General features: G+C 64.4%; 17 protein-coding genes. 9 read left to right on the top strand and 8 right to left on the bottom strand.

Features of this window, described 5'->3' with window-relative positions; translation table 11 throughout:
- Positions 1-475: 475 nt before the first annotated feature.
- The 6 genes from LGY53_RS00570 to LGY53_RS00595 are packed head-to-tail and all read right to left on the bottom strand — an operon-like array spanning position 476 to position 7,111.
- The gene (locus tag LGY53_RS00570; protein WP_225724660.1) at positions 476-1,744 is read right to left on the bottom strand and encodes an alpha/beta fold hydrolase; all 1,269 of its coding nucleotides are present in this window, start codon (positions 1,742-1,744) and stop codon (positions 476-478) included.
- Entirely contained in the window at positions 1,741-2,721 is a 981-nt protein-coding gene (locus LGY53_RS00575; protein WP_225724661.1) for an ABC transporter ATP-binding protein, read from the bottom strand. The genes LGY53_RS00570 and LGY53_RS00575 overlap by 4 nt, the downstream gene beginning before the upstream one ends.
- Positions 2,718-3,527, bottom strand: coding sequence for an ABC transporter ATP-binding protein (locus tag LGY53_RS00580; RefSeq protein WP_225724662.1), 810 nt, complete (start codon positions 3,525-3,527; stop codon positions 2,718-2,720). The genes LGY53_RS00575 and LGY53_RS00580 overlap by 4 nt, the downstream gene beginning before the upstream one ends.
- A complete protein-coding gene (locus LGY53_RS00585; protein ID WP_225724663.1) occupies positions 3,524-4,516 on the bottom strand; it encodes an ABC transporter permease in 993 nt (330 codons plus the stop codon). The genes LGY53_RS00580 and LGY53_RS00585 overlap by 4 nt, the downstream gene beginning before the upstream one ends.
- Positions 4,513-5,463: an ABC transporter permease gene (locus LGY53_RS00590; protein WP_225724664.1), complete on the bottom strand. Its 951-nt coding sequence runs from the start codon at positions 5,461-5,463 to the stop codon at positions 4,513-4,515. The genes LGY53_RS00585 and LGY53_RS00590 overlap by 4 nt, the downstream gene beginning before the upstream one ends.
- Before the next feature lies 1 nt (position 5,464).
- Complete coding sequence (locus LGY53_RS00595) at positions 5,465-7,111, bottom strand: ABC transporter substrate-binding protein (protein ID WP_225724665.1); 1,647 nt, start codon at positions 7,109-7,111, stop codon at positions 5,465-5,467.
- 163 nt (positions 7,112-7,274) lie between these two features.
- On the opposite strand from LGY53_RS00595, the gene LGY53_RS00600 reads away from it, so the two are divergent.
- The 5 genes from LGY53_RS00600 to LGY53_RS00620 all read left to right on the top strand — a co-directional run bounded on the left by LGY53_RS00600 (position 7,275) and on the right by LGY53_RS00620 (position 18,483).
- Positions 7,275-8,243: a LysR family transcriptional regulator gene (locus LGY53_RS00600; RefSeq protein ID WP_225724666.1), complete on the top strand. Its 969-nt coding sequence runs from the start codon at positions 7,275-7,277 to the stop codon at positions 8,241-8,243.
- Between the two features lie 581 nt (positions 8,244-8,824).
- The gene (locus LGY53_RS00605) at positions 8,825-9,907 is read left to right on the top strand and encodes a replication-relaxation family protein (protein WP_225725641.1); all 1,083 of its coding nucleotides are present in this window, start codon (positions 8,825-8,827) and stop codon (positions 9,905-9,907) included.
- 310 nt (positions 9,908-10,217) lie between these two features.
- Positions 10,218-15,125 carry a DEAD/DEAH box helicase gene (locus tag LGY53_RS00610; protein WP_225724667.1) on the top strand — a complete coding sequence of 1,636 codons (4,908 nt, stop codon included), beginning with the start codon at positions 10,218-10,220 and terminating at the stop codon, positions 15,123-15,125.
- Between the two features lie 18 nt (positions 15,126-15,143).
- On the top strand, positions 15,144-17,021 hold the full coding sequence (locus LGY53_RS00615; protein WP_225724668.1) for an ATP-dependent endonuclease: 1,878 nt from the start codon (positions 15,144-15,146) through the stop codon (positions 17,019-17,021).
- A complete protein-coding gene (locus LGY53_RS00620) occupies positions 17,002-18,483 on the top strand; it encodes a UvrD-helicase domain-containing protein (RefSeq protein ID WP_225724669.1) in 1,482 nt (493 codons plus the stop codon). The genes LGY53_RS00615 and LGY53_RS00620 overlap by 20 nt, the downstream gene beginning before the upstream one ends.
- On the opposite strand, the gene LGY53_RS00625 is transcribed toward LGY53_RS00620, so the two are convergent.
- On the bottom strand, positions 18,480-18,830 hold the full coding sequence (locus LGY53_RS00625) for a hypothetical protein (protein WP_225724670.1): 351 nt from the start codon (positions 18,828-18,830) through the stop codon (positions 18,480-18,482). The genes LGY53_RS00620 and LGY53_RS00625 overlap by 4 nt on opposite strands.
- Positions 18,803-19,639 (bottom strand): helix-turn-helix domain-containing protein, encoded by an 837-nt coding sequence (locus LGY53_RS00630; RefSeq protein WP_255664467.1) that lies wholly within the window; start codon positions 19,637-19,639, stop codon positions 18,803-18,805. Before LGY53_RS00630 ends, LGY53_RS00625 begins: the two co-directional genes overlap by 28 nt.
- A gap of 250 nt (positions 19,640-19,889) precedes the next feature.
- On the opposite strand from LGY53_RS00630, the gene LGY53_RS00635 reads away from it, so the two are divergent.
- From LGY53_RS00635 to LGY53_RS00650, 4 genes are all read left to right on the top strand, one after another.
- On the top strand, positions 19,890-20,066 hold the full coding sequence (locus tag LGY53_RS00635) for a hypothetical protein (protein WP_225724672.1): 177 nt from the start codon (positions 19,890-19,892) through the stop codon (positions 20,064-20,066).
- Between the two features lie 3 nt (positions 20,067-20,069).
- Positions 20,070-20,327, top strand: coding sequence for a MarR family transcriptional regulator (locus tag LGY53_RS00640; RefSeq protein WP_225724673.1), 258 nt, complete (start codon positions 20,070-20,072; stop codon positions 20,325-20,327).
- Positions 20,324-20,671, top strand: a complete 348-nt coding sequence (locus tag LGY53_RS00645) for a hypothetical protein (protein ID WP_225724674.1) — start codon at positions 20,324-20,326, stop codon at positions 20,669-20,671. Before LGY53_RS00640 ends, LGY53_RS00645 begins: the two co-directional genes overlap by 4 nt.
- Before the next feature lie 315 nt (positions 20,672-20,986).
- Complete coding sequence (locus LGY53_RS00650) at positions 20,987-21,205, top strand: hypothetical protein (protein ID WP_225724675.1); 219 nt, start codon at positions 20,987-20,989, stop codon at positions 21,203-21,205.
- Positions 21,206-21,274: the final 69 nt, after the last annotated feature.

Consider the following 21,274-nt stretch of genomic DNA (forward strand, 5'->3'; position numbering starts at 1 on the left):
AGCCCGCCGATATCGCGGCAGCGAATGAAGGCGTGTTGCCCCACCCCGGACCCCGGCTGACAGGTCAGGGTGATCTGGTTGGGCACCGCGGAATCGACCGTGCATCCCTCCGGAACCTCGGGCTCCGGAGCGGCGGACGCCGGCCCTGTAACGAGCACAGGCCCCGCGATCGCGAGAGCACACGCCGCACAGAACGTGACGAACTTCGTGTCGATGTACATGCCGCACAGCGTGGATTGCTAGAGGTTTGCTGAACTATGAGCGGCGTCACAATCCGCTCCCGAGCACGCCCCCGACCTGCGAGGACGACTTATCCTGCGCGGATCCGCAGCGGATTCTTTCTACACAAAATTGACGGCGAACCCCTTGACCCTCGAGCCCGAATCGCGATAATGATCGGCTCCCGAGAACAACCGATCACCAGCCGCCGGGCCATCGGCCGCCATGATCGTGCCTGTTCGACCGGCGTTCCGGCTCAGACCTTGCCGTCGGCGATGTCGATCAGTCTGGTCAGCACCCGTGACGCGGACGCGTTGAGCCCGTCGTGTTCCCACTCGTTGGACACCCACGTACGCAGGTTCGCGACCTGGCGCGCCGTGCGAAGGGACAGCTCGGCGTCGACATACATGTCGTCGTGGTAGACGATCGCCGCGATCGGCACCGTGTTTGCGGCGAGCCGTTGCGCGTCGTACAGAGCAGGCCAGTCCGTTCGGGCCGCGAGAAGGTGCATCGCGGGACCGAACGGCCGCAGTCCCGCGATCTCCTCACACTGCCATGGATAGAACATCTCGCCGGTGAACAGCAGTGGCTCGGCCGCCTCGTCGAACTCGGGAAAGCGCGTCATCGCGCGGTGCGCCGCCCAGCCAGTCGGCGTGTCGCCCTGTGCGTAGCAGGCTTCCTGTAGCACGGCGAACAGGGGGTTGTCGGTGAAACCGGTCAGCATCATCACCTGGTGCAGAAAGGTGTCGGAGAGTGCACCGTCGGTGTCGAATGCCTCGTCGAGCACCCAGTGCACCCGCTCGGCGCCGTCGCCCATGCCCAGTGCCATGCCGAGCGTGCGCAGTCGGCGGGTGGTGAGGGCATCGCCGTTGGGCAGCTGTACCGGTTTACTCGCCAACAGTTCGGCGATGCGTCGCATTCGCCCGACATCTTGCGGGTAGCGCTCGTAGTACGCCACGGACTTCTCGCGCACCCGTGGGTAGGTGCGCATGTACACGTCGTCGGCGGTGGCGTCCAGGCCGGGCAGTCCACCGGTGATGTAGCAGGCGGTCAGTGCCTCGGGCGCGGTGGACAGATAGGTCAGCGTGATGAAACCGCCGTAGCTCTGCCCGAGCGTGGCCCACGGTTGTCCACCGCACAGCCGCTGCCGAACGATCTCCGCATCCGCCACGATGGCGTCGGCCCGGAAATGGCGTAGGTATTCGGCGAGTTCCTCGGCCGAACCGAACCGGGCGGCGGCGCGTGCGGACAGCGGCGTGCTCCGGCCGGTGCCACGCTGATCGAGCAGCAGCACACGGTGCGTCCGCAGGGCGCGCGCCAACCAGTCCGGGCTCTTGCCGGTCGGGCGTGGCGACTTTCCGCCGGGTCCGCCCTGCAGGTAGAGCAACCACGGCAGGCTCTCCCGCGCCAGGACAGGATCGACGACCTCGCGGACGAATACATCGATGATCGGCCCGCCAGGGTCGGCGTGGTCCAATGGCACGGGCACGGTGTGGTCGGTGACCACGTATCCGGGAATCCTCATACCCCTCTTTCCGATGGATGATGGCAGGCCACCTGATGGTCTGGCCTGATGGCGCGCAATCGCGGACGGTCGATGTGGCATTGCCCGGTCGCTTTCGGACACCGGGTGGCGAAAAGGCAGCCGGCCGGCGGGGCGAGTGGGTTGGGCAGTTCGCCGCGCAGGATGATCCGCTCCCGGTGCCGTTCGGCGACCGGGTCCGGTAGGGGCACGGCAGACAGCAGCGCGTGGGTGTACGGGTGCAGCGCTGCGGAGAACAGCGCGTCCCGGCCGGCCAGTTCCACGACCATGCCGAGATACATCACGGCGACCCGGGTGGCGATCTGGCGTACCGCACCGAGGTCGTGCGAGATGAACAGGTAGCTGAGGCCGAATTCGTCCTGGAGGTCGCGCAGCAGGTTGAGGATTTGCGCCTGGACCGACACGTCGAGCGCGGATACCGGTTCGTCGCATACGACCAGGCGTGGGCGCAGGGACAGCGCCCGCGCGATGCCCACCCGCTGGGCCTGACCGCCGGACAGCTCGTGCGGGTAGCGGTCGGCGTGTTCGGGTCTCAGGCCGACTCGCGTGAGGGATTCGGCCGTCGACTCGATACGGGCAACTCCCTGGTATCGCAGCGGCGCGGCGATGATCTGGCGCACGGTCATCCGCGGGTTGAGCGAGGAGAACGGGTCCTGGAACACCAGCTGCAACTCGCGGCGGATCGGCCGCATGGCGTTCTCGTCCAGTACGGTCAGGTCTCGGCCATCGAACACCACCGAGCCGGAGGTGGGCTCGATCAGCCGGGTGAGCAGCCGCCCGACGGTGGATTTACCACAGCCCGACTCCCCGACCAGGCCGAGCGTTTCTCGATGCCCGACCGACAGTGACACACCGTCCACTGCGGACACCTGGCCGATCGGCCGGCGGGTCAGCCGGTGCCGGACCGGATAGCGTTTGACCAGGTCGGTCGCGATGAGCAAGTCCGGCGCTTCGGTCACGGCACCTCCACGGTGGGTAGTCGATCAGGTAGCGGCCCGTCGATGCGCGGCACGCAGGCCAGCAGCGCTCGGGTGTAGTCGGCCTGCGGCGCCAGGAACACCTCACGGACGTCACCGTGCTCCACCGCGATGCCGTGCCGCATCACCACCACCTCGTCGGCCATCCCGGCAACCACACCCATGTCGTGGGTGACCAGCATGATCGCGGTGCCGGACGCGCTGCGCAGCTCGCGTAGCAGGTCGAGGATCTGGGCGGCGACGGTCACATCCAACGCGGTGGTCGGTTCGTCGGCGATGAGCAGGTCGGGTTCCAGGCACAGCGCCATCGCGATCATCACGCGCTGCCGCATGCCGCCGGAGAACTCGTGCGGGTAGGCCCGCGCGCGGCGAGCCGGGTCGGGAATGCCTACTCGCTCCAACATCCGCACGGCCAGCGCGCGGCCGGCGGCTCGGCTCGCGCGGCGGTGGGCCCGATATGCCTCGGCGATCTGGAATCCCACCGGATAGTAGGGATTCAGGCAGGACAGCGGGTCCTGGAAGATCATGCCCATCCGTTCGCCGCGCAGCCTGCGCATGGCGCCGCGCCCCACGGTGAGCAGCTCCCTGCCGTCGAAGCGCACCGAACCGGTCACCGTGGCAGTGCCGAGCAGGCGCATGATGGCCAGGCTGGTGACCGACTTGCCGGAGCCGGACTCGCCGACCACGCACAGCGTGCGACCGGCAGCGAGTTCGAAGGACAGCCCGTCGACCGCGCGGGTTCCGTCCGGGAAAGTGACGCCGAGTTCGTTCACCGTCAGCAGGCTCATCCCGCGGTCCTCACTCTCGGGTCGAGGAACGCGTACCCGACGTCGACCATGACGTTGGCGACCACCACGAATCCGGCCGCGAACAGGGTGATGCCGAGAATGACCGGCTGGTCCGAGCTGGCGATGGAATCGGCGGCCAGCTTGCCGACACCGGGCAGACCGAATACCGATTCGGTGATCAGCGCGCCGCCGAGCAGGGCGCCCACATCCATGCCGAAGATGGTGACGATCGGCATCAGGCCGGGGCGTAACGCGTGCCGTCGGATGACTGTCCGCTCCGGTAATCCCTTGGCCCGCGCGGTCCGGACGAAACCCCGGCTCAGGCTGTCCACCACCTCGCCCCTGGTGATCCGCGCGTAGATCCCCGCGTACAGCATGGCCAGGGTGACCCACGGCATCAGCATGGCCGCGAACCACAGCGCCGGGTCTTCGGCGAACGACACCCCGCTCGGGTACGGGAGCAGCTGTAGTTCGGCCACCAACAAGTACTGCAGCAGCAGCGCGGTCAGGTAGACGGGCAGCGAGATACCGCCGAGTGCGGCGACCATCACCGTCCGGTCAAGCAGGGTGCCCTGGCGCAGGGCGGCGACGATCCCGGCGAGCACGCCGACGAGCAGCCAGAGCACGGCCGCGCCCACGGCGACCGAGATGCTGACGCCGAGCCGGTCGGTCAGCATCGACCACACCGGTTGGCCGGTCTGAAAACTGAAGCCCAGGCAGGGAAACGGGCATTCGATGGCATCGGCGCCGGTACCGAGGCGTCGACCGGCCACGATGCCGGTCAGGTACGACCAGAACTGCGCGTAGACCGGCCGGTCCAGGCCCAGCGTCTGACGGATCTGCGCGATCCGCTCCGGCGAGCAGGATTTGCCGCACGCCGCCTGCGCCGGGTCGGCCTGCATCAGATAGAACACGGCGAACGTCAGCGCACAGATCACCAGCAGGATCAGCAGCGCGACAGCGAGCCGACGGAACAGGTAGACGATCACGATGCCCGTCCTCCCGGTGCGACCACATCCCGGATGGCGTCGCCGACCAGGGTGAACGCGAGCACGGTGAGGAATAGGAACGCGCAGGGGATCAGCAGATACACCGGATCGCTGAGGTACCAGGGCACCGCGGTGGCGATCATCTGGCCCCAGGACGGCGTCGGTGGCCGCACGCCGACGCCGAGGAAGGACAGCCCGGCCTCGGTGGCGATATAACCGGGAATGGACACGGTGGCCACCACCAGGACCGGGCCGGCCAGGTTCGGCAGCATCTCGCGAAACAGCAGGGCCCGGGGGCGCGCGCCGGCGGCGCGGGCCGCCTGCACGAACTCGCTGCGGGCCAACGCCATCGCCTGACCGCGCACGATCCGCCCGACGTACGGCCAGCCGAACAGACCGAGCACAACGACAAGCAGCAGTTCCCGGTTGGCGTCGGGCGCCGAGGACATCAACGCGATCATGAAGATCAACGCCGGGAACGACAGGATCAGGTCCATGGTGCGGCCGAGGAATGCGTCGACCCACCCACCCAGGTAGCCGGCGATCAGCCCCACCGCCGTGCCGATCAACACGGACAGCGCGGTGGCGGCGACGGAGATCAGCAGCGATACCCGAGCACCCCACACCACGCGGGCGAAGATGTCGCGTCCGGACAGCGGCTCGACGCCGAACCAGTGGTCGGCGCCGACGCCGCCGAACGAGCCGCGCGGCAGTCCGCCCAGCGTCGCGTCGATCGCGGCCGGGTCGAACGCCGTCGGCGGCGTACCGGACCACCAGGTGAGCAACGGAGCGGCGACCGCCATCAGCAATAGCACGGTGATCACCGCCAGTCCGGCGACGCCACTGGGTTGACGGAGCAGCCGGCGCAGTGCGCCACCTCGGCGCACTCGTCCGCCGGTGAACTTCTCGGCGGGCAGCGTGGCCGCACCGGATCCGGTGACTGTCATTTCACTTCCCCAGACCGATGGAGACCATGTCGGGCGAGCCGTTGTACGCGCTGTTGCCGAAGGCATCGGTCACATTCGGACCGACCAAGATCACCGACGTATCCCACAGCCATGGCACCACCGCCGCGTCGGCCAGAATTCGCTGCTGCAGCTCGCCGTACGCGGCGTCGGCCTGTGCCGGATCGGTCAGCTGCGCGATCTGATCGAACCTGTCGTTCACCTCCGGCACGTTGTACATCGAGTAGTTGTTGTTGCCTTGCGCGGTGATCATGCGACCGTCGAACACGTTGGGCAGGTACGTGCCGGGACCTGGCCAGTCCGGTGCCCAGCCGGCATAGACGATGTCGTGCTCGGAGGACGTGGTGCCAACGGTGGAGTAGAACGTCTGCGTACTGATCTCGTTGATCTTCAGCTCGATGCCCACGGTGGCCAGCGACGCCTGCGCCGCCTCGGCCACGGCCCGCGCGGTGGTCGTCGCCGGGGTGTCCATGGTCAGGGTGATGCCGCCGCGTGGATAGCCCGCCTGGGCGAGCAGTTCCCTGGCCCGTGCGGAATCGCCGTGTTGGCCGGGCGTGGGGTAGGGGTCGTGGTCGACGTAACCGGCAACAGTGGGTGGGATCAGACTGGTGGCGACTCGGCCGGCGGGTGCCCCACCCATGGCCAACTGCATGGAGCTCTTGTCGAGCGCCCATGCGATGGCCTGCCGGACTCGTACGTCGGTGAGCGGCTCGTGGGTGGTGTTCAGCGATAGGTACCGGGTGTTGGTCGTCTTGCCGGTCATAAGTCGTTGCTTGACAGCCGGATTGCCGAGAATCTGACCGATCGACGAGGCCGGCGCGCTGAGCAGGGCAATCGCGTTCCGATCCTGGCCCTGTGCTGCGATCAGCCGCTGCGTCACCACGGCGGAGTCCATCCCGACGTCGATCACGATGCGGTTCGCCCGCTGCCGCCGCACCGGGTCCGTGGCACTGGACCAGTTGGTGTTGCGTACCAGGGCCAGCTGCTTGCCCTGAGCGTAGGACTCGATCTTGTAGGGGCCGCTGGCCACCGGATGCTGGTCGTAGCCGACGCCGTTGTCCTTCGCCTTCGGCACCGGCGAGAAGATACTCATCGACACGGTGCCGCCGAAGTCGGCGACCGGACGGTTCAGCTGGAACACGATCGTCTTCGCGTCGGGTGTCTGGATCGAGTCCAGCCCCCGGTGATCCTGGTACGGACCCTTGTAACGGTCGCCGCCCACCAGCCACATCCGTGCATACGGGGGTCCCTCGGGCAGCTCCGCCGCGAACGTGCGTTCCACGCCGTACTTGATGTCCGCACTCGTGATCGGTGTGCCGTCCTCGAATCGCAGCCCGTCCTTCAGGGTGAACGTCCACGTCCGCGCGCCGGCGCTGGGCGTGCCGGTCGAGGTTGCCAGGTCGGGCACGAGGGTCTGTCCGCCATCCGGGGACGCCTGGTACATCGTCAGCGAGCGATAGATCAACCGGCCGATGTCCTCGACGGGCTGGACGTAGTTACGTGCAGGGTCCAGGTGCTCGATCTGGTTGGTGGACAGCACAGTCAAGGTGCCCGCGGATGATCCGCCACCCCGGCCGCAGCCGGTGGCCAATCCGGTGCCGCACAGCAGGACGGCGGCGAGGGCGAGCACGGTTCGGCTGCTCCGCATGGGGCCTCCATGGGTGATGTGTACGTTTCGGTACAGCATCTGGCGGCCGGATCGGACTCGGTAGCTCCCAGATCTCCATAACCCGTTGTTATGGAGATGCTCCGTTTCGGATCGACGGTACGGCGGAAGTGGATACCATCCGGCCGTGGAGCTCGAGGTACGACACCTGCGGATTATCTGCGCGGTCGGGCAAGCCGGCAGCCTGACCAAGGCCGCCGCTGCCATGCGGCTGAGCCAGCCCGGCCTGTCCGCACAACTGCGCCGAATCGAGGCGATGCTGGGCGGCTCGTTGTTCAGTCGTACCCGGACCGGGGTGGTGCCGACCGCGTTCGGTGAGGTGATCCTCGCCCGGGCCCGATCGGTGCTGCCGGGCCTCGACGAACTGGTTGCCAGCGCGACCAGGATCGCGGCGTCCGGGGACATCCCGTCGCGGATCCGGTTGGGTTCGGTCAACAGCCCCCTACTCAGCGGTCTGATCGGTGCGCTTGGTCGCCGCCATCCGGAGGCTCGGATCACCTCTCGCTGGCAGAGTTCGGCGATCCCGCTGATGGAGGACGTCGCCGCGGGCCGGCTCGAAGCGGCCGTCGTCGGCGACACCCCGGGCTACGAACTCCCCTGCCCACCCGGTGTGCTGATCAGTCCGGTCGTCACGGAGCCGGTATTCGTGCTGCTGCCGGACATGCATGAGCAGGCGGCCAAGCAGGAGGTCTCGCTCGAGGAACTGGCCGGCGACGATTGGGTGGCTCCGCATCCGGACAACGACCGCATCCAGGAGTCGTGGGCCGCCGCGTTCGCGGCAGCCGGGCACCACATGCGCACCACCTACGAGGCCGAGGGGCGGGTGTTCCAGGAGATCATCCGGGCCGGGCACGGAGTCGGGCTGTGTCAGCCCACCTACGAGGCGGTGCCCGGCATCGCGGTCCGGCCGATCGCCGGCAACCCCCTGTGGTACCGGCACCTGATCGTCTGGCACCGCGACGGCCCGCTCGCGCGGATCGGGCGCTCCGTGATCGATGACCTGACCGATGCCTACCAGGTGGCCGTGCGCCGAAACCCGGTCTATGTCGGGTGGATCGACCGTAACGGGGGTAGTCCGAGCGCGGCATTTCGTTGACAGACGGCTGACCATCACTCGCCGAGCGGCAATTCAGGACCTTTGGACGTGGAGTCGTACTGCGGCCGAGCGGGTTCGACGAGAACGACTGCCTCGTGCGCAGCTTACGGAGCGGTTGTTCAAGATGAAATACGCTGCGGCACAGCCTATCCGCAGCTCCGCAGTAACGGCCGCCAACCGTAACCCTGTCAACGCGCGGTTCGTATACTGCCCGCAAACGCGAAATCCGCAGGTACTCGACCTGCGGATTCTGTACGAGTGGACCTGACGGACCAGCATACGAACCGGGAGGTGCTGGTAGATGGGCCGGACGTGATCATCCGGGCCGTTGGTGCCCGGTCGGCCGTGGGCGACGGTACCCGATGACCGGCCACAACGACCGCAGCGCCGCGTTTGAGTCGGCGGATGGCGGCGCGGATGGGGCGGCGTCTACTCGGCGTCCTATAACCGCCATCCCAAACGCCGAAAACGAGGTCAGCATCCGCGCCGCTCACGCCCACAATCCGAAGGTGGGCTCGAAATCCCGACTCAGTATCAATACCGAGGTTTCATCGCGTAGGGGGCGGCGCGCCGGCCGTGCAGTGCACTGCGGTGGGCATCCGGAGGCGGGTCCGTGGTTTCGTCTGCTCGATCGTGACCGTCGACTTCTCTCCCTGCTGGCTGAACACAAGGTGCTCGCCACCGACCAGATCGCCAGCCTGGAATTTACCTCGACCCGCCGCGCGCAGGACCGGCTGGCGAAACTGCGGGAGATGGGCATGCTGTTCGCCTTCCGCGAGTCGCTCTACGGCGGCGGCACCAGCCAAACACGGCACGCCCTCGGCTATTCCGGCGCGCGCTTGATCGCGGCCCAGCGCGCCGAACGGCCGCCGACTCCGGCCGCGCACGCACTGTTCCTCGAACGCCTGGCCTGCTCACCGACCCTCGAGCATCGCCTTGGGATCAACGGCTTCTTCGCGGCGTTGGCCGCGTACCGCAACCCCGCCTGCTACCCCAATCCACCAGCGCTGGAGGGATTGACACACTGGTGGTCCGAACGCCAATGCGCCAACCAGTTCTGGATCTCCGCGTTCGATCCTGATCCCGCGATTCGACCGGATGGGTACGGTTGCTGGGAGCAGGACGGCCGCAGGGTGCGATTCTTCCTCGAGTACGACACCGGCACCGAAACCTTGTCCACCGTCGCCGCGAAACTCGCCGACTACCAAGACTTTCCCACCGACCTGTTCGGGATCCTGCTGTTCTCGCTGCACTCGTCGCGCCGCGAGACCGGATTACGAACCGCGCTGCGCCGCACGCTCGTCCACGGCAACCCCGGCCTGGTGATCGCGACCACCGCCCGCGACCTCGCCGACCACAACGACCCGGCAGGCCCGGTCTGGGCTCAGCTGGCACCCGGAAACGACGACAGGGAGACCGAACGACTCCGGCTGGCCGAACTGCCCGAACGCGGCCCACGAATCACGCACCACTGCAGCGCCGGACAGCCCTACAACGAAGCCGCCTTCGACCACGACGACCCCGTCGTCCGTGACATGTTCGTACCAAGCCAGCCACGACCCCTCGTCCCGCACCCAACTCCGACAGCACGCTGTCATGACGAAACTAGCGATACTGATCAGGAGATCCTTCTCGACTGTCATGACCCATCCATGGACGAGTAGCGGCAGACAGCCGTCACTCTGGGCTGGCACGCAATCGTGACCGACGTCCCTGCCCCAGCACGCTCATAAACTTCGGATCGGAAACGGATAGCCGATCGACCTCACGTCGAGCAGAAGCGCTGCTGGAATCGTGGAATATGAACTGGCTCAATGCCATTCGTGGATCACCCCTCGATCGGATACGAAAATCCCGATGGAGCGGTCTGCTGTGAGTCGCGATGCCGCCCGGCGGTCGTGACCGGTACTGTCGTGGGTCACGGCATTGGACTTGGGCGCCATGAGCGCCGGACTGGGTGGGAGGTAGTCGGGCATGGCATCGGTGCACGAGGTCATCGAGGTCCTTCGGCAGATTCCGAACAACGCGGAACGCGGAATTAAGTTCGAAGAGCTGATGGTCCGGTACTTCCAGCACGATCCTTTGCTCACCCAGCAGTACGACCAGGTATGGCGATGGAAGGACTGGCCGGGACGCGGCGGCAAGCCCGACACCGGTATCGATCTAGTGGCCCGGGAGCGAGACTCCGATGAGTACACCGCGATCCAGTGCAAGTTCTACGATCCGGCCCACCAGCTGGCCAAGGAGGATATCGACTCGTTTTTCACTGCCTCGGGCAAGAAGCCCTTCACCAACCGGCTAATCATTTCCACGACCGATCGCTGGAGCAAGCACGCCGAGGATGCTCTCGAAGGTCAGTTGATCCCGGTGGAGCGGCTCGGCCTAGCTGATATCGCCGATTCACCGATCGACTGGGATATCGCGTGGCCCGGGGGCGAGGTGCTGTTCTCCCTCGCCCCGGCCACCCGCAACGAACCCCGCCCGCACCAGATCACCGCGATCGAGAAGGTCTTCGAGAACTTCGCCGCAGGTCACGACCGCGGCAAGCTGATCATGGCGTGCGGTACCGGCAAGACCTTCACCGCGTTGCAGATCGCGGAACGCACGGTGCACGAAAACGGTGGTGCAGCAAGGGTTTTGTTCTGCGTCCCGTCGATTTCGCTACTGTCACAGACTCTTCGCGAGTGGACCGCGCAAACGCGACTGGACCTGCGGGCATTCGCCGTCTGCTCGGATACCAAGGTCTCCCGAGCTGCCGAGGACTTTCGGGTCCACGATGTCGCGATACCTGTCACCACCGACGCGACGAAACTCGCTCAGGAGATGGCACACCGCAAACGCGCCAAAGGGCTGACAGTCGTGTTCACCACCTACCAGTCGCTGCCGGTGGTGGCCGAGGCGCAACGTGATCACGGTGTGGATGCCTTCGATCTTGCTATCTGCGACGAAGCGCACCGCACCACCGGTGTCACGGCGGCGGGCGCGGACGAATCGAACTTTGTCCGGATACACGACGCCGACTATTTGAAGTCCACGCGCCGCCTGTACATGACCGCCACACCGCGCATCTACGACGAACGCGCGAAGGATCAGGCCGACGAGCACGGCGCGGAGATCGCCTCTATGGACGACGAGACCGTGTTCGGTCCCGAGTTCCATCGCCTGTCCTTCGGCGAGGCCGTCGACCGGAACCTGCTCACCGACTACAAGGTGCTGGTCCTGACCGTCGACGAGGACCTCATCGCCTCCCCGATGCAGCAGCAGCTGGCTGGCGAGCACAGCGAACTACAACTCGACGATGCCTCCAAGATCGTCGGTTGCTGGAACGGGCTTGCCAAACGTGCCGGCCAAACTCCGGACGGCGGTCTCGGTTTCGCGATCGGGGAACCTCCTATGCGGCGGGCGGTCGCCTTCGCCGCCGATATCGCCGACTCCAAGGGGGTCGCCAAGGTCTTCCCAGCGGTGGTCGACGCCTACCGGGATCTGCTCGAGAACAACGATGCCGCAGACCGCACCAATATCGACCTGCACTGCGAGGTCGAGCACGTCGACGGTACCTTCAATGCCCTGGAACGTAACCGGAAACTGTCCTGGCTGAAAGCACCTATCCCCGAAGGTGAATGCCGCATCCTCACCAATGCCCGCTGCCTGTCCGAAGGCGTGGACGTCCCAGCACTGGACGCGGTGATGTTCCTTCACCCCCGCAACAGCGTGGTCGATGTCGTGCAGTCGGTCGGCCGCGTCATGCGCCGCTCGGAGGGTAAGGATTACGGTTACATTATCCTTCCCGTGGCCGTTCCCTCGGGAATCAGCCCTGCTCAAGCACTTTCGGACAACCGCCGCTTCCGGGTCGTCTGGCAGGTTCTAAATGCCCTGCGCGCCCATGACGACCGCTTCAACGCGATGGTCAACTCCATCAACCTCAATACTGGCGACCCCAGCACCGGTAAGGGCACCGACCGGCTTCTCGGTGCCCACATCGGCCCCACCACCGATACCGACGAACGCATCGATACCGGTAACCCCGCCACCGACGCCGCCGACGCCCAAGCTGCCGATGCTCAGACCGGTACCGCGATCGCCCAGCAGATGGCGCTGTTCTCCCTATCCGACTGGCAAGAAGCCATTTTCGCGCGCATCGTCGACAAGGTCGGCACCCGCGTCTACTGGGAGGAGTGGGCCGCCGATGTCGCCGATATCGCCGCCACTCTGATCATCCGGATCAACAGCGTTCTCAAGGACGCGGAACCGGCAGTCACTGATGCCTTCGACGCATATCTACAGGGCCTGCGTGACAACCTCAATGACTCCATTACGCGCGACGACGGAATCAGCATGCTCGCGCAGCACCTGATCACGAAGCCCGTCTTCGACGCCCTGTTTGCCGACCACGATTTCGCCACCCACAACCCGGTTTCCCGCGTCATGCAATCCATGGTCGACACCCTCGGCGGCGCGGGCTTGGAAGCCGAGACCGCCCAACTGCAAGGCTTCTACGACTCGGTGCGGATGCGTGCCGCCGAAATCACCACGGCCGAGGGCAAACAGCAGATCATCGCCGAGCTTTACGAGAAGTTCTTCCGCATCGGCTTCAAGAAACAAGCCGACGCTCTCGGAATCGTCTACACCCCGTGGCAGGTCATCGATTTTATCCTCACCGCCACCGATACCGCTCTGCGGGACGCTTTCGGCCGCGGCCTCACCCACGAAAATGTCCACATCCTGGACCCGTTCACCGGCACCGGAACCTTTATCACCCGTCTGTTGCAATCCGGGCTCATCCTCCCCACCGACCTGGCCCGCAAGTACACGAGCGAACTGCACGCCAACGAACTCATGCTGCTCGCCTACTACATAGCGGCCGTCAATATCGAAACCACCTACCACGCCCTCACCGGAAAGACCGAGAACACCCACGACTACGAGCCGTTCCCCGGCATCATCCTTGCCGATACCTTCCAAATCAGCGAACACGGCGACAGCCTCGACGCACTCATGTTCCCGCAGAACAACGCGCGCATCATCCGCCTGCTCGAGACACCCATCAACGTCATCCTCGGCAACCCTCCATACTCGGTCGGCCAGACCAGCGCCAACGACCTCAACGCCAACATCAAATACCCAACCCTCGACAGCCGCATCGAAAACACCTACGCCAAATACTCCACCGCTACGCTCAAGAACAGCCTCTACGACTCCTACATTCGCGCGTTCCGGTGGGCCAGCGACCGTATCGGCGACACCGGCATCGTGGCATTCGTATCCAACGGCGGCTGGATCGACGGCAACACCGCCGACGGCATCCGCCATTCCCTCGCCGCCGAGTACTCTCGCATCTACGTCTACAACCTGCGCGGAAACCAACGCACCGCAGGAGAGCTCTCCCGAAAGGAAGGCGGCAAGATTTTCGGCTCCGGCAGCCGCAACACCGTCGCCATATTCATCGGCATCAAGAACCCCGCCCACACCGGCCCCTGCGACATCCACTACCGCGACATCGGCGACTACCTCAGCCGCGACGACAAACTTCAAATCCTCGCGGATACACCCCTAAACGAAGTCGACTGGCAGACCATCACCCCCAATCAGCACGACGACTGGATCAACCAGCGTAGCGGCGAATTTACCACCTGGGCGCCGCTCGGGGAAAAAGGTAAGGCGGCTAAAGTCGCGCCCGTGTTCGCAGCCTACTCTGGTGGAATAAAATCAAATCGCGATGCGTGGGTGTACAATTTTTCGAGCGCCGAGGTCGGGCATAATGCGCGCCGGATGATCGATTTCTACAATAATCAGGTCGACGAATTCGATTCGAGGTATCGAGAGCTTAGTACCGCCGACCGCAAGAGAATGGTCAACGGATTCATCGATGCAAACGCTGCCGAGATCAGCTGGACCAGCGGTACTCATGCTGACCTAATTCAGGGTAAGAAATATATCTACGATGGTAATGCCATCGTAATTGCACACTATCGGCCCTTCAATGCTTCACATGTCTATTTTGATCGGCAGTTGATCGAAAGGCCCGGCCGGTTGCCCTTGATGTTCCCGACCCAACACCACAAGAACATCGGCTTCATGGTGATGGCACCTCGCGAAGGAACTGAATTCGCAGCTCTCGCAACAGATATCATGCCTGATCTGTCGTTCTTTACATACACCGGCCAGTTCTTCCCCCGTTGGACCTACAGTAAGCCCGAATCCGCTGAGGGTGAGCTGGATTTCGATTCCCTCGATGCTGGCGACATCGACGAATATGGGTACCGTAAGATTGACAACATTACGGATGACACCCTCTTCCTCTACCGCGCTGCGGTCGGAGGTCAGGTCAGCAAGGACGACATCTTCTACTACGTGTACGGCCTGCTGCACGACCCCGCCTACCGCGAGACCTACGCGGCGGACCTGAAGAAGATGTTGCCGCGAATCCCCACTCCGGCATCACCGGAACGCTTCGAGTTGTTAGCCACGGCCGGACGCCGATTGGCAGACCTGCATGTGAACTACGAGACCATCGAGCCGTATCCCCTTGACGTTCAGCTCAAGTCGGGGACCGATGTTGACGACCGCGAGACCTGGCGGGTCCAGAAGCTGAAGTGGAAGTCGAAGGCCGACCGAACCACCATCGTCTACAACTCGAAGGTCACGATCACGGGCATCCCCGAGGATGCCCAGCGCTACATGCTCGGCTCTCGCAGCGCGCTCGACTGGATCATCAATCGCTACCAGGTGGACACCGACAAAGCCTCTGGAATCGTCAACGACCCCAACGACTGGAGCGACGAGCACTCCAACCCCACCTACATCGTCGACCTCATCAAGAGAATCACCACCGTCAGCCTGGAGACGCTGAAGATCGTCGACGAGTTGAGCGAATCCGAGTAAATTCTGTTCGGTCGTGCCATGGAAGCACGGGAGCCAAGCAAGCGGGGAAACTACATGTACTTGAATCGTGTTGTCGTGCGCGGTTTTCGAGCGGGCGCCGAGGATGATCTCACCTGCGAATTGCCGGGACGGTTTTCTGTTCTGGTCGGCATGAACAACGCGGGCAAGACAACGGTAGCCGACGCGCTATATCTTGCTCACCCGGACAGCTTCCCCCAGCTTCCCAGGCCCTCCTCGGCAGCACTGGGGTCTGGCTCCCCCCGCGAGATCGAAATCTCCTACGCATTCGATGGGAACGAGGCCGAGGAGGGACCACTGGGCACAATGCTCAAGAACCTGGCCATTTCGACGCCAACGTGGACTAGACGGTTGGAGCGAAATCTGGGTCGTGTCCGTGCCACGTCGGTGGAAGGTGCACCGGAGTCGTTGAACAAGTTGCGGCTCATTTATCTTCCGGCGCACCGCAATCCGTTGGATGAGCTTGCTCGGCGCGACACTCAGGTTCTGGTCGAGTTGTTCCGCGCGCAACAGCAGGCCCTTCGCGGCCACCGGAACTTGATGGATCTGCGACTACATGCCCAACGGCTCCTCGATGACCTCACCAAACATGATCTGATCCAGACCGTCGAGACGCATGTGCGTACACATCTCAGCGCCTTGTCGTCGGGGGTCAGTGAACAGGTCGCTCATGTCGGGGGTCAGGTTGTCGACGATGCGTATCTGGCCCGAGTGCTGGAGCTTCTGCTGGCGGTCGCCAGTGACGAATCGAGCGCGCGGCGTCTGGAAGTCTCCGGCCTGGGATATGTGAACCTGTTGCACATCGCTGTCATTCTGGCCGCGATCCCGAATCTATCGGAGGCCGCACGCAAGGCTGACCCTATTGACGCAGGCCAACCGCCTGAGGATGAAGCAATCAGTCCGGCCGACAGCGAAGACCTGGTCGCAGCGGACGGCGACGCGCAACGGGAGGCCGAGGCGGCATCGCTCGAGGATGCCTTCTTCCCGGAGCAGTTTCACGTGACCGTCATCATCGAGGAGCCCGAGGCCCATCTGCATCCCCAGTTGCAACACGGTTTGGCCCGGTACCTACGGAGGTTGACCGCGCAGCGCAAGGAGCTTCAGCTGATCGTCAGCACCCATTCCGGCGACATCATCTCCACCTGTAAGCCCGAGGAGTTGGTCGTCTTACGGCGCGGCGAGGACGGGCGCAGATTGTCGCGCGTCCTTGCGACCATGCCTATCAAAGACCGAGATCGGACGCTGCGGATGGCTCGGCTGCACCTGGACGCCACCCGGTCCGCTGCCATGTTCGCCGAACGAATGATCGTTACCGAAGGTGTGACGGATGCCGCGGTGGTACGGGCACTCGGCCAAGCATGGGCAGGAGCGGACGATCGCAAGCGACAGTTCGTCGAGGCCCTCACGATGGTAGTGATGGGGTGTCGGCCAGGCAGCTGGATAGTCGATCTGTTGGCGTCTCCAGGTCATGAGATTGCCCGGCGGATCGCGATACTCACTGACACGGACACCCGGGGAACCAAGACGTTCGCAGCACCGGCGTGGTTAGGCAGCAGCGATCCGAACTCCGTACGGGGCTTCTACAACCAACCGACACTCGAACCTGCGGTTACCGCGGGAAACGAGGATGCAATAGCGGCAGCACTGAAGGTGGTGCCCTCCGCCGGGCAAACGATGATCACACCGGAAACCATTGATTCTTTGTTCAGTACCGAACCCGCGAGAAGGTACAAGGGAGAATTCGCACTCGAACTGGCCGGGCAACTCAGCGAACGCATTGAGTCGGGGAAGCCCGTCACTGTTCCGAACCACATCGCGAACATGTTCGAGTTCCTTTATGGCACAAGAGAATATGCCGATGCGCCAGAAGCTGACTGATGAACAGCATGAAGCCGCAACGTGTTCCGACGCCCGCCTCTACATCGAGGCGGTGCCGGGTTCAGGTAAGACGACGGTCGCGGCTGAGCGTTTCGGCGTCATTCGTTACGACACCGCTTGCGATCCGCGGAGGATACTCGCGCTCAGTTTCACCCGCTCGGCCCGCGATGAGCTGAAAGGTCGGATCGTAAGCCGATGGGGCGGGACGGCTCTTTCGTGGCCGCACCGAGCCCTAACCCTTGACGGACTCCACCACGAAATCGTCACGTACCTTCTGCGCCGCCGAGCCATCCGCTGGATCGGCGACCAAACCGAACTCACGATGCTTGAGACCTGGCGGGGTCATCGCGGTGTACGCCCGATCGAGGCAAATGCTTATCGCCGCGTTGTAGTCCTCGACGGAACGACTATCAATTCCAGGTCTGTAAAGCAAGGCGTGGCCGGCCATTTCATCACAGGGAAGCAGGAGTTCGAAACCCATCTCTCGGAGGGCCGGTGCACGACCACCGAGATCCGGCAAATCGTCGATGCGGTAGTTCGCCACCGCGAGCTGCGGGCCGAGGTGAGCCGGTACTTGGTCGAGACCGTGAAGGCAGTCATCGTTGATGAGGTTTTCGACGCAAATCTACTCGACCTCAGCATGATTCGAGTTCTCGTGTCCAACGGCATAAGCACAACCTTGATCGGCGATCCGTGGCAAGCGCTGTATCGGTTCCGTGGGGCACGCCCCGAGGACGTTGGAACGCTGGTCAGGCAGCAGCATTTCGAAACTCGTCCTGTCAGTAGAACCTTCCGCTTCGGGCCCGAGATGGGTCAGCTTGCCGAGAACGCGAGGGAAGGCCGACGGGTTCTACTCAAGCATGCGTCGACTGCCGACCGGTGCGACGTGATCTTGGCACGAAAATGGCAGTCGCTCTGGGATGGACCCGACCATGTGCTGCCGCTATCGTTCGGGCGACCCCGCAACCAAACAGACGCCGCTGTGGAACTGCTTCTCGACCCGGTTATCCAGGGGCGGTTCGGGCGCCCCGCACACAATGCTGCTGACGCCGCTGCTGTTCTTGGAATCGACCGCCGCCGACTTCAATCCGATGGCGCACTCAACCCGGTGCTGGAACTCGTCCGTCTGGGGACAACGGATTCCGCCACCGACGCGCTGATCTTGCTACGAAGGATACTGAAGGAGTCGGGCAGCTCATGCCAGCTGCGCCCCATGGCTGCGCCGTCCGAAGAGGTTCAAATTTCCCGATTAGTAACCTTGGCTCGGCGATTGCACCGGCCTCGCGTGATCCCTGGTATGACCGTTCACCAGGCCAAAGGGCGAGAGTGGCCGGTCGTCGGCCTTTATCTCGGAGAGGACGATATCGACCGGTTGGCGGCTGGGCTGATCCAGCATCGGGATGATGATCGCGTGCTATATGTCGCACTTACTAGGGCTTCACACAAAACGCTGCGCTGCTAGGCACGGATGCCTACTCGCTGGCTGAGTTCGCGGACATCGGCGCGCATGCCCGTCGGTGGCTTCTTCAGCAGGCCACGGAGCATGTCGCGGGCGAACCCGTTGTACCGGATCGTCTCGGGGGCAGTCTGTTCCGACTTCACCAGCATCGTCAGTGCCGCGGTGTCCTCATCGCGCTGTGCATAGGCGCGAGCGACCTCGATGAGGTGTCTGCCCCGGCGGGGGACGGACACGATGTGGTCGGCGTCGATGGAGCGGGCGGCACGCAGTGCTTCCCCGGGGTGGCGCAGCTCCACGCCGAGAGTGGTCGCGTGTGCGGCCATCACCGGCTGGGAAAAGCTGGTCTGCACATGCCGATATGTCGGGCCGAGCTGCTGGGCGATCCGGTCGGCTTCCTCCAGGCCGCGCCACGCGTCACCGGAGCGGCCACGCCGACCGTGGACGTAGGCGATCTCGAATTCCAACGCTCCGGCGATGCCGTACCAATCATCGGGGTTTCGGCGCGATCGAGATAGGGGGTAAGTTGGTCGATCGCGTTGCGGGCCAATGCGATTGCTTCCTCCCACCGCCCGGAATCGCGCAAGGCTTGCACCATCGCCCAGGCACTACAGGCGATCATGTACGGGTCGTCGGCCTCGTAGCCTTCGTTGACCGCGCGGTCGGCAACCATCCACACCAGCTCCGGCGCGGGCTGATAGGCGACATAGAAATCGGCCAGCTGATAAACCCCGGCCAACGTCCGGCGCGCGGCCCGGCGGTCCTCGGCCGTGCGCGCGGCGGTCTGCGCGTCACGGATCAGGCCGGGCAGCAGCGCTCCCAACTGGGAGCGGTGGTCGGGGCTGGAGTGGCGGATCCGCCATGCCTTGCGCAGGCGCTCATCAAGATGAGCGAGGCTGACCGACCGGTCGCTGGGCGTGATCCGGTAGTCGGTCAGCGCGGCCTGTACCTCGGAGAGCGCGGCGTGGCGTTCGCCCGCAAAAACCGTGACTGGCACGGCATGCTCGTCTCCGGTGAGCGCGGCGAGGTCATCCAACTCCAGGACACGGGCGATGCGCAGCAGCAATTCGAGGCTGGGTGTGCGCTGAATTCGGCCGTTCTCCAGGGCTTTCAGCCATTCGGCGGATCGCCCGATCTGGGCTGCAAGTACGGGTCGTGCCATTCCGGCGCGTTCTCGATACAGCCGAACGCGCGCACCGATCTGCGAGGGACCTTCGGATCCACTCACGGGGACCACCTCCTGGTCGCACTGTGACGACAATCGCCAGCGTAACGGCGTTGGGGGTACGTTCGTACCCGTTCACGGCGTCGGCCGGGCATACGTTCCACATTGCCCCGACGTCGGTTCGATCACCAGTCCCCGGCGTCGGGTGCACTCCAACACCGTTCCAGGGACATGGAGAACACCCGACATGGAAATCATCGTTGTCGCCACCCTCATCGCGCTAGTGCTGTTTTTCTTCGCCGCCCACGCGCTGCCAGACGCCGAGCGCAGCCAGCGGCCGAAGCGGCTGACCGTTGCCGACATTCAAGCGCGCCTGGCAGCCGAACCGCCACGCCCATACGTACCGATCAGCAGGGGGTGGTGAGCGATGGCGTTCACCGAATCCGAGGCGAAAGTCCTTGGCGCACTGGCAAACCTCGACCCGCCACACGCACTGACCGTGCGGCAACTCTGCCGCGCGACCCTACTGCCGGAGGCCTCAGTCCACCGGGCGCTGCTGCGACTGTCGCGTACCGGGCTGGCGATGAACACCCCGCAAGGCCCGGCACAGTGGCGCTGCACCGACCGCGGCCGTCTCGCGATCACCCGGCCGGTATACCGCGACTACGCAGCGATACGACCATGAGCAACTACGTGATCGGATTCCTCCGGCAGGACTTGTCCGGCGAGGGGTGGAGTGAAGATGAGGCGCGGATCCACGCGCTAGCTGCTGAGCGCGGGTGGTCGGTGATCCTGGTGTACTACGGTGACCCGGACCGGCCCGATGGCGCGGTGATCAACCGCCTGATGAACCTCGCCTACAGCGAGTACGCCATCGCCGTAATCACGCCGAGCGCAGACCATTTCGAGCCCGACGACATCCCGGCACTCGTCAAGATCGCCGACGTGATCTGCATAGACACCGGCACCAGGTACGCGAGCGCCAATAACGACGGCCAGGACCAGACGGGGCTGGTCAACCGGCGATAGCGTCACCCACCGCCCCAACCACATCCAGAGCGCCCCAGGGCAAGCCAAACGCCCCTGGGGCACTCGCTTGTGGTGACGCCGATCGTTATCGAACCGTTTCGGGCTGAAATGTCGAAATCGGGCCCCTTCTCGGCAGTTAACAGGCGCGACGCCCCCATATGCCCGGCAGGCTGCCGACCCGTGATCGATTCCGAACTTTAACCACCCAACACGGAATTGCATCAATTTCAGTCCCGCACGCGGATAAACGCGGGTTCCCCTGCCAGTACATGGGTGACGGCACTCCAAACGCCGAACATCACACAGGAGCCCTCCATGGAACACCCCGAACCCCGACAGCGCGCCTCCACTGGCACCGAACCCACCAAGCAGCCTGCCCGCAACCGCGCCCACCAACGCTGGCACATCGACCGAATCGACACTGAACCCCTCACCACCACCCAACACGACCATGCCGTCACCCTCCTCGCCGACCTCATCACCGCATGGACCCACCGTCACCACACCAACAACGGCGAACGGAACGCCGCATGAAACGCCACGACCGGAATACCGCCATACCAATACATCCGAAATCCGATCGAGGGACAATAAACCCGGCGG

The sequence above is a fragment of the Nocardia sp. JCM 34519.1 genome, from assembly GCF_020361265.1.
In the GTDB taxonomy this organism is placed as follows: Bacteria; Actinomycetota; Actinomycetes; order Mycobacteriales; family Mycobacteriaceae; genus Nocardia; species Nocardia arthritidis_A.

Excerpts from the sequence above, each read along its gene's own strand:
- LGY53_RS00640 (WP_225724673.1), top strand. The coding sequence starts at position 20,070 with ATGGCGTTCACCGAATCCGAGGCGAAAGTCCTTGGCGCACTGGCAAAC.
- LGY53_RS00630 (WP_255664467.1), bottom strand. The coding sequence starts at position 19,639 with ATGGCACGACCCGTACTTGCAGCCCAGATCGGGCGATCCGCCGAATGG.
- LGY53_RS00580 (WP_225724662.1), bottom strand. The coding sequence starts at position 3,527 with ATGAGCCTGCTGACGGTGAACGAACTCGGCGTCACTTTCCCGGACGGA.
- LGY53_RS00650 (WP_225724675.1), top strand. The coding sequence starts at position 20,987 with ATGGAACACCCCGAACCCCGACAGCGCGCCTCCACTGGCACCGAACCC.
- LGY53_RS00645 (WP_225724674.1), top strand. The coding sequence starts at position 20,324 with ATGAGCAACTACGTGATCGGATTCCTCCGGCAGGACTTGTCCGGCGAG.
- LGY53_RS00615 (WP_225724668.1), top strand. The coding sequence starts at position 15,144 with ATGGAAGCACGGGAGCCAAGCAAGCGGGGAAACTACATGTACTTGAAT.
- LGY53_RS00570 (WP_225724660.1), bottom strand. The coding sequence starts at position 1,744 with ATGAGGATTCCCGGATACGTGGTCACCGACCACACCGTGCCCGTGCCA.
- LGY53_RS00590 (WP_225724664.1), bottom strand. The coding sequence starts at position 5,463 with ATGACAGTCACCGGATCCGGTGCGGCCACGCTGCCCGCCGAGAAGTTC.
- LGY53_RS00620 (WP_225724669.1), top strand. The coding sequence starts at position 17,002 with ATGCGCCAGAAGCTGACTGATGAACAGCATGAAGCCGCAACGTGTTCC.
- LGY53_RS00610 (WP_225724667.1), top strand. The coding sequence starts at position 10,218 with ATGGCATCGGTGCACGAGGTCATCGAGGTCCTTCGGCAGATTCCGAAC.
- LGY53_RS00635 (WP_225724672.1), top strand. The coding sequence starts at position 19,890 with ATGGAAATCATCGTTGTCGCCACCCTCATCGCGCTAGTGCTGTTTTTC.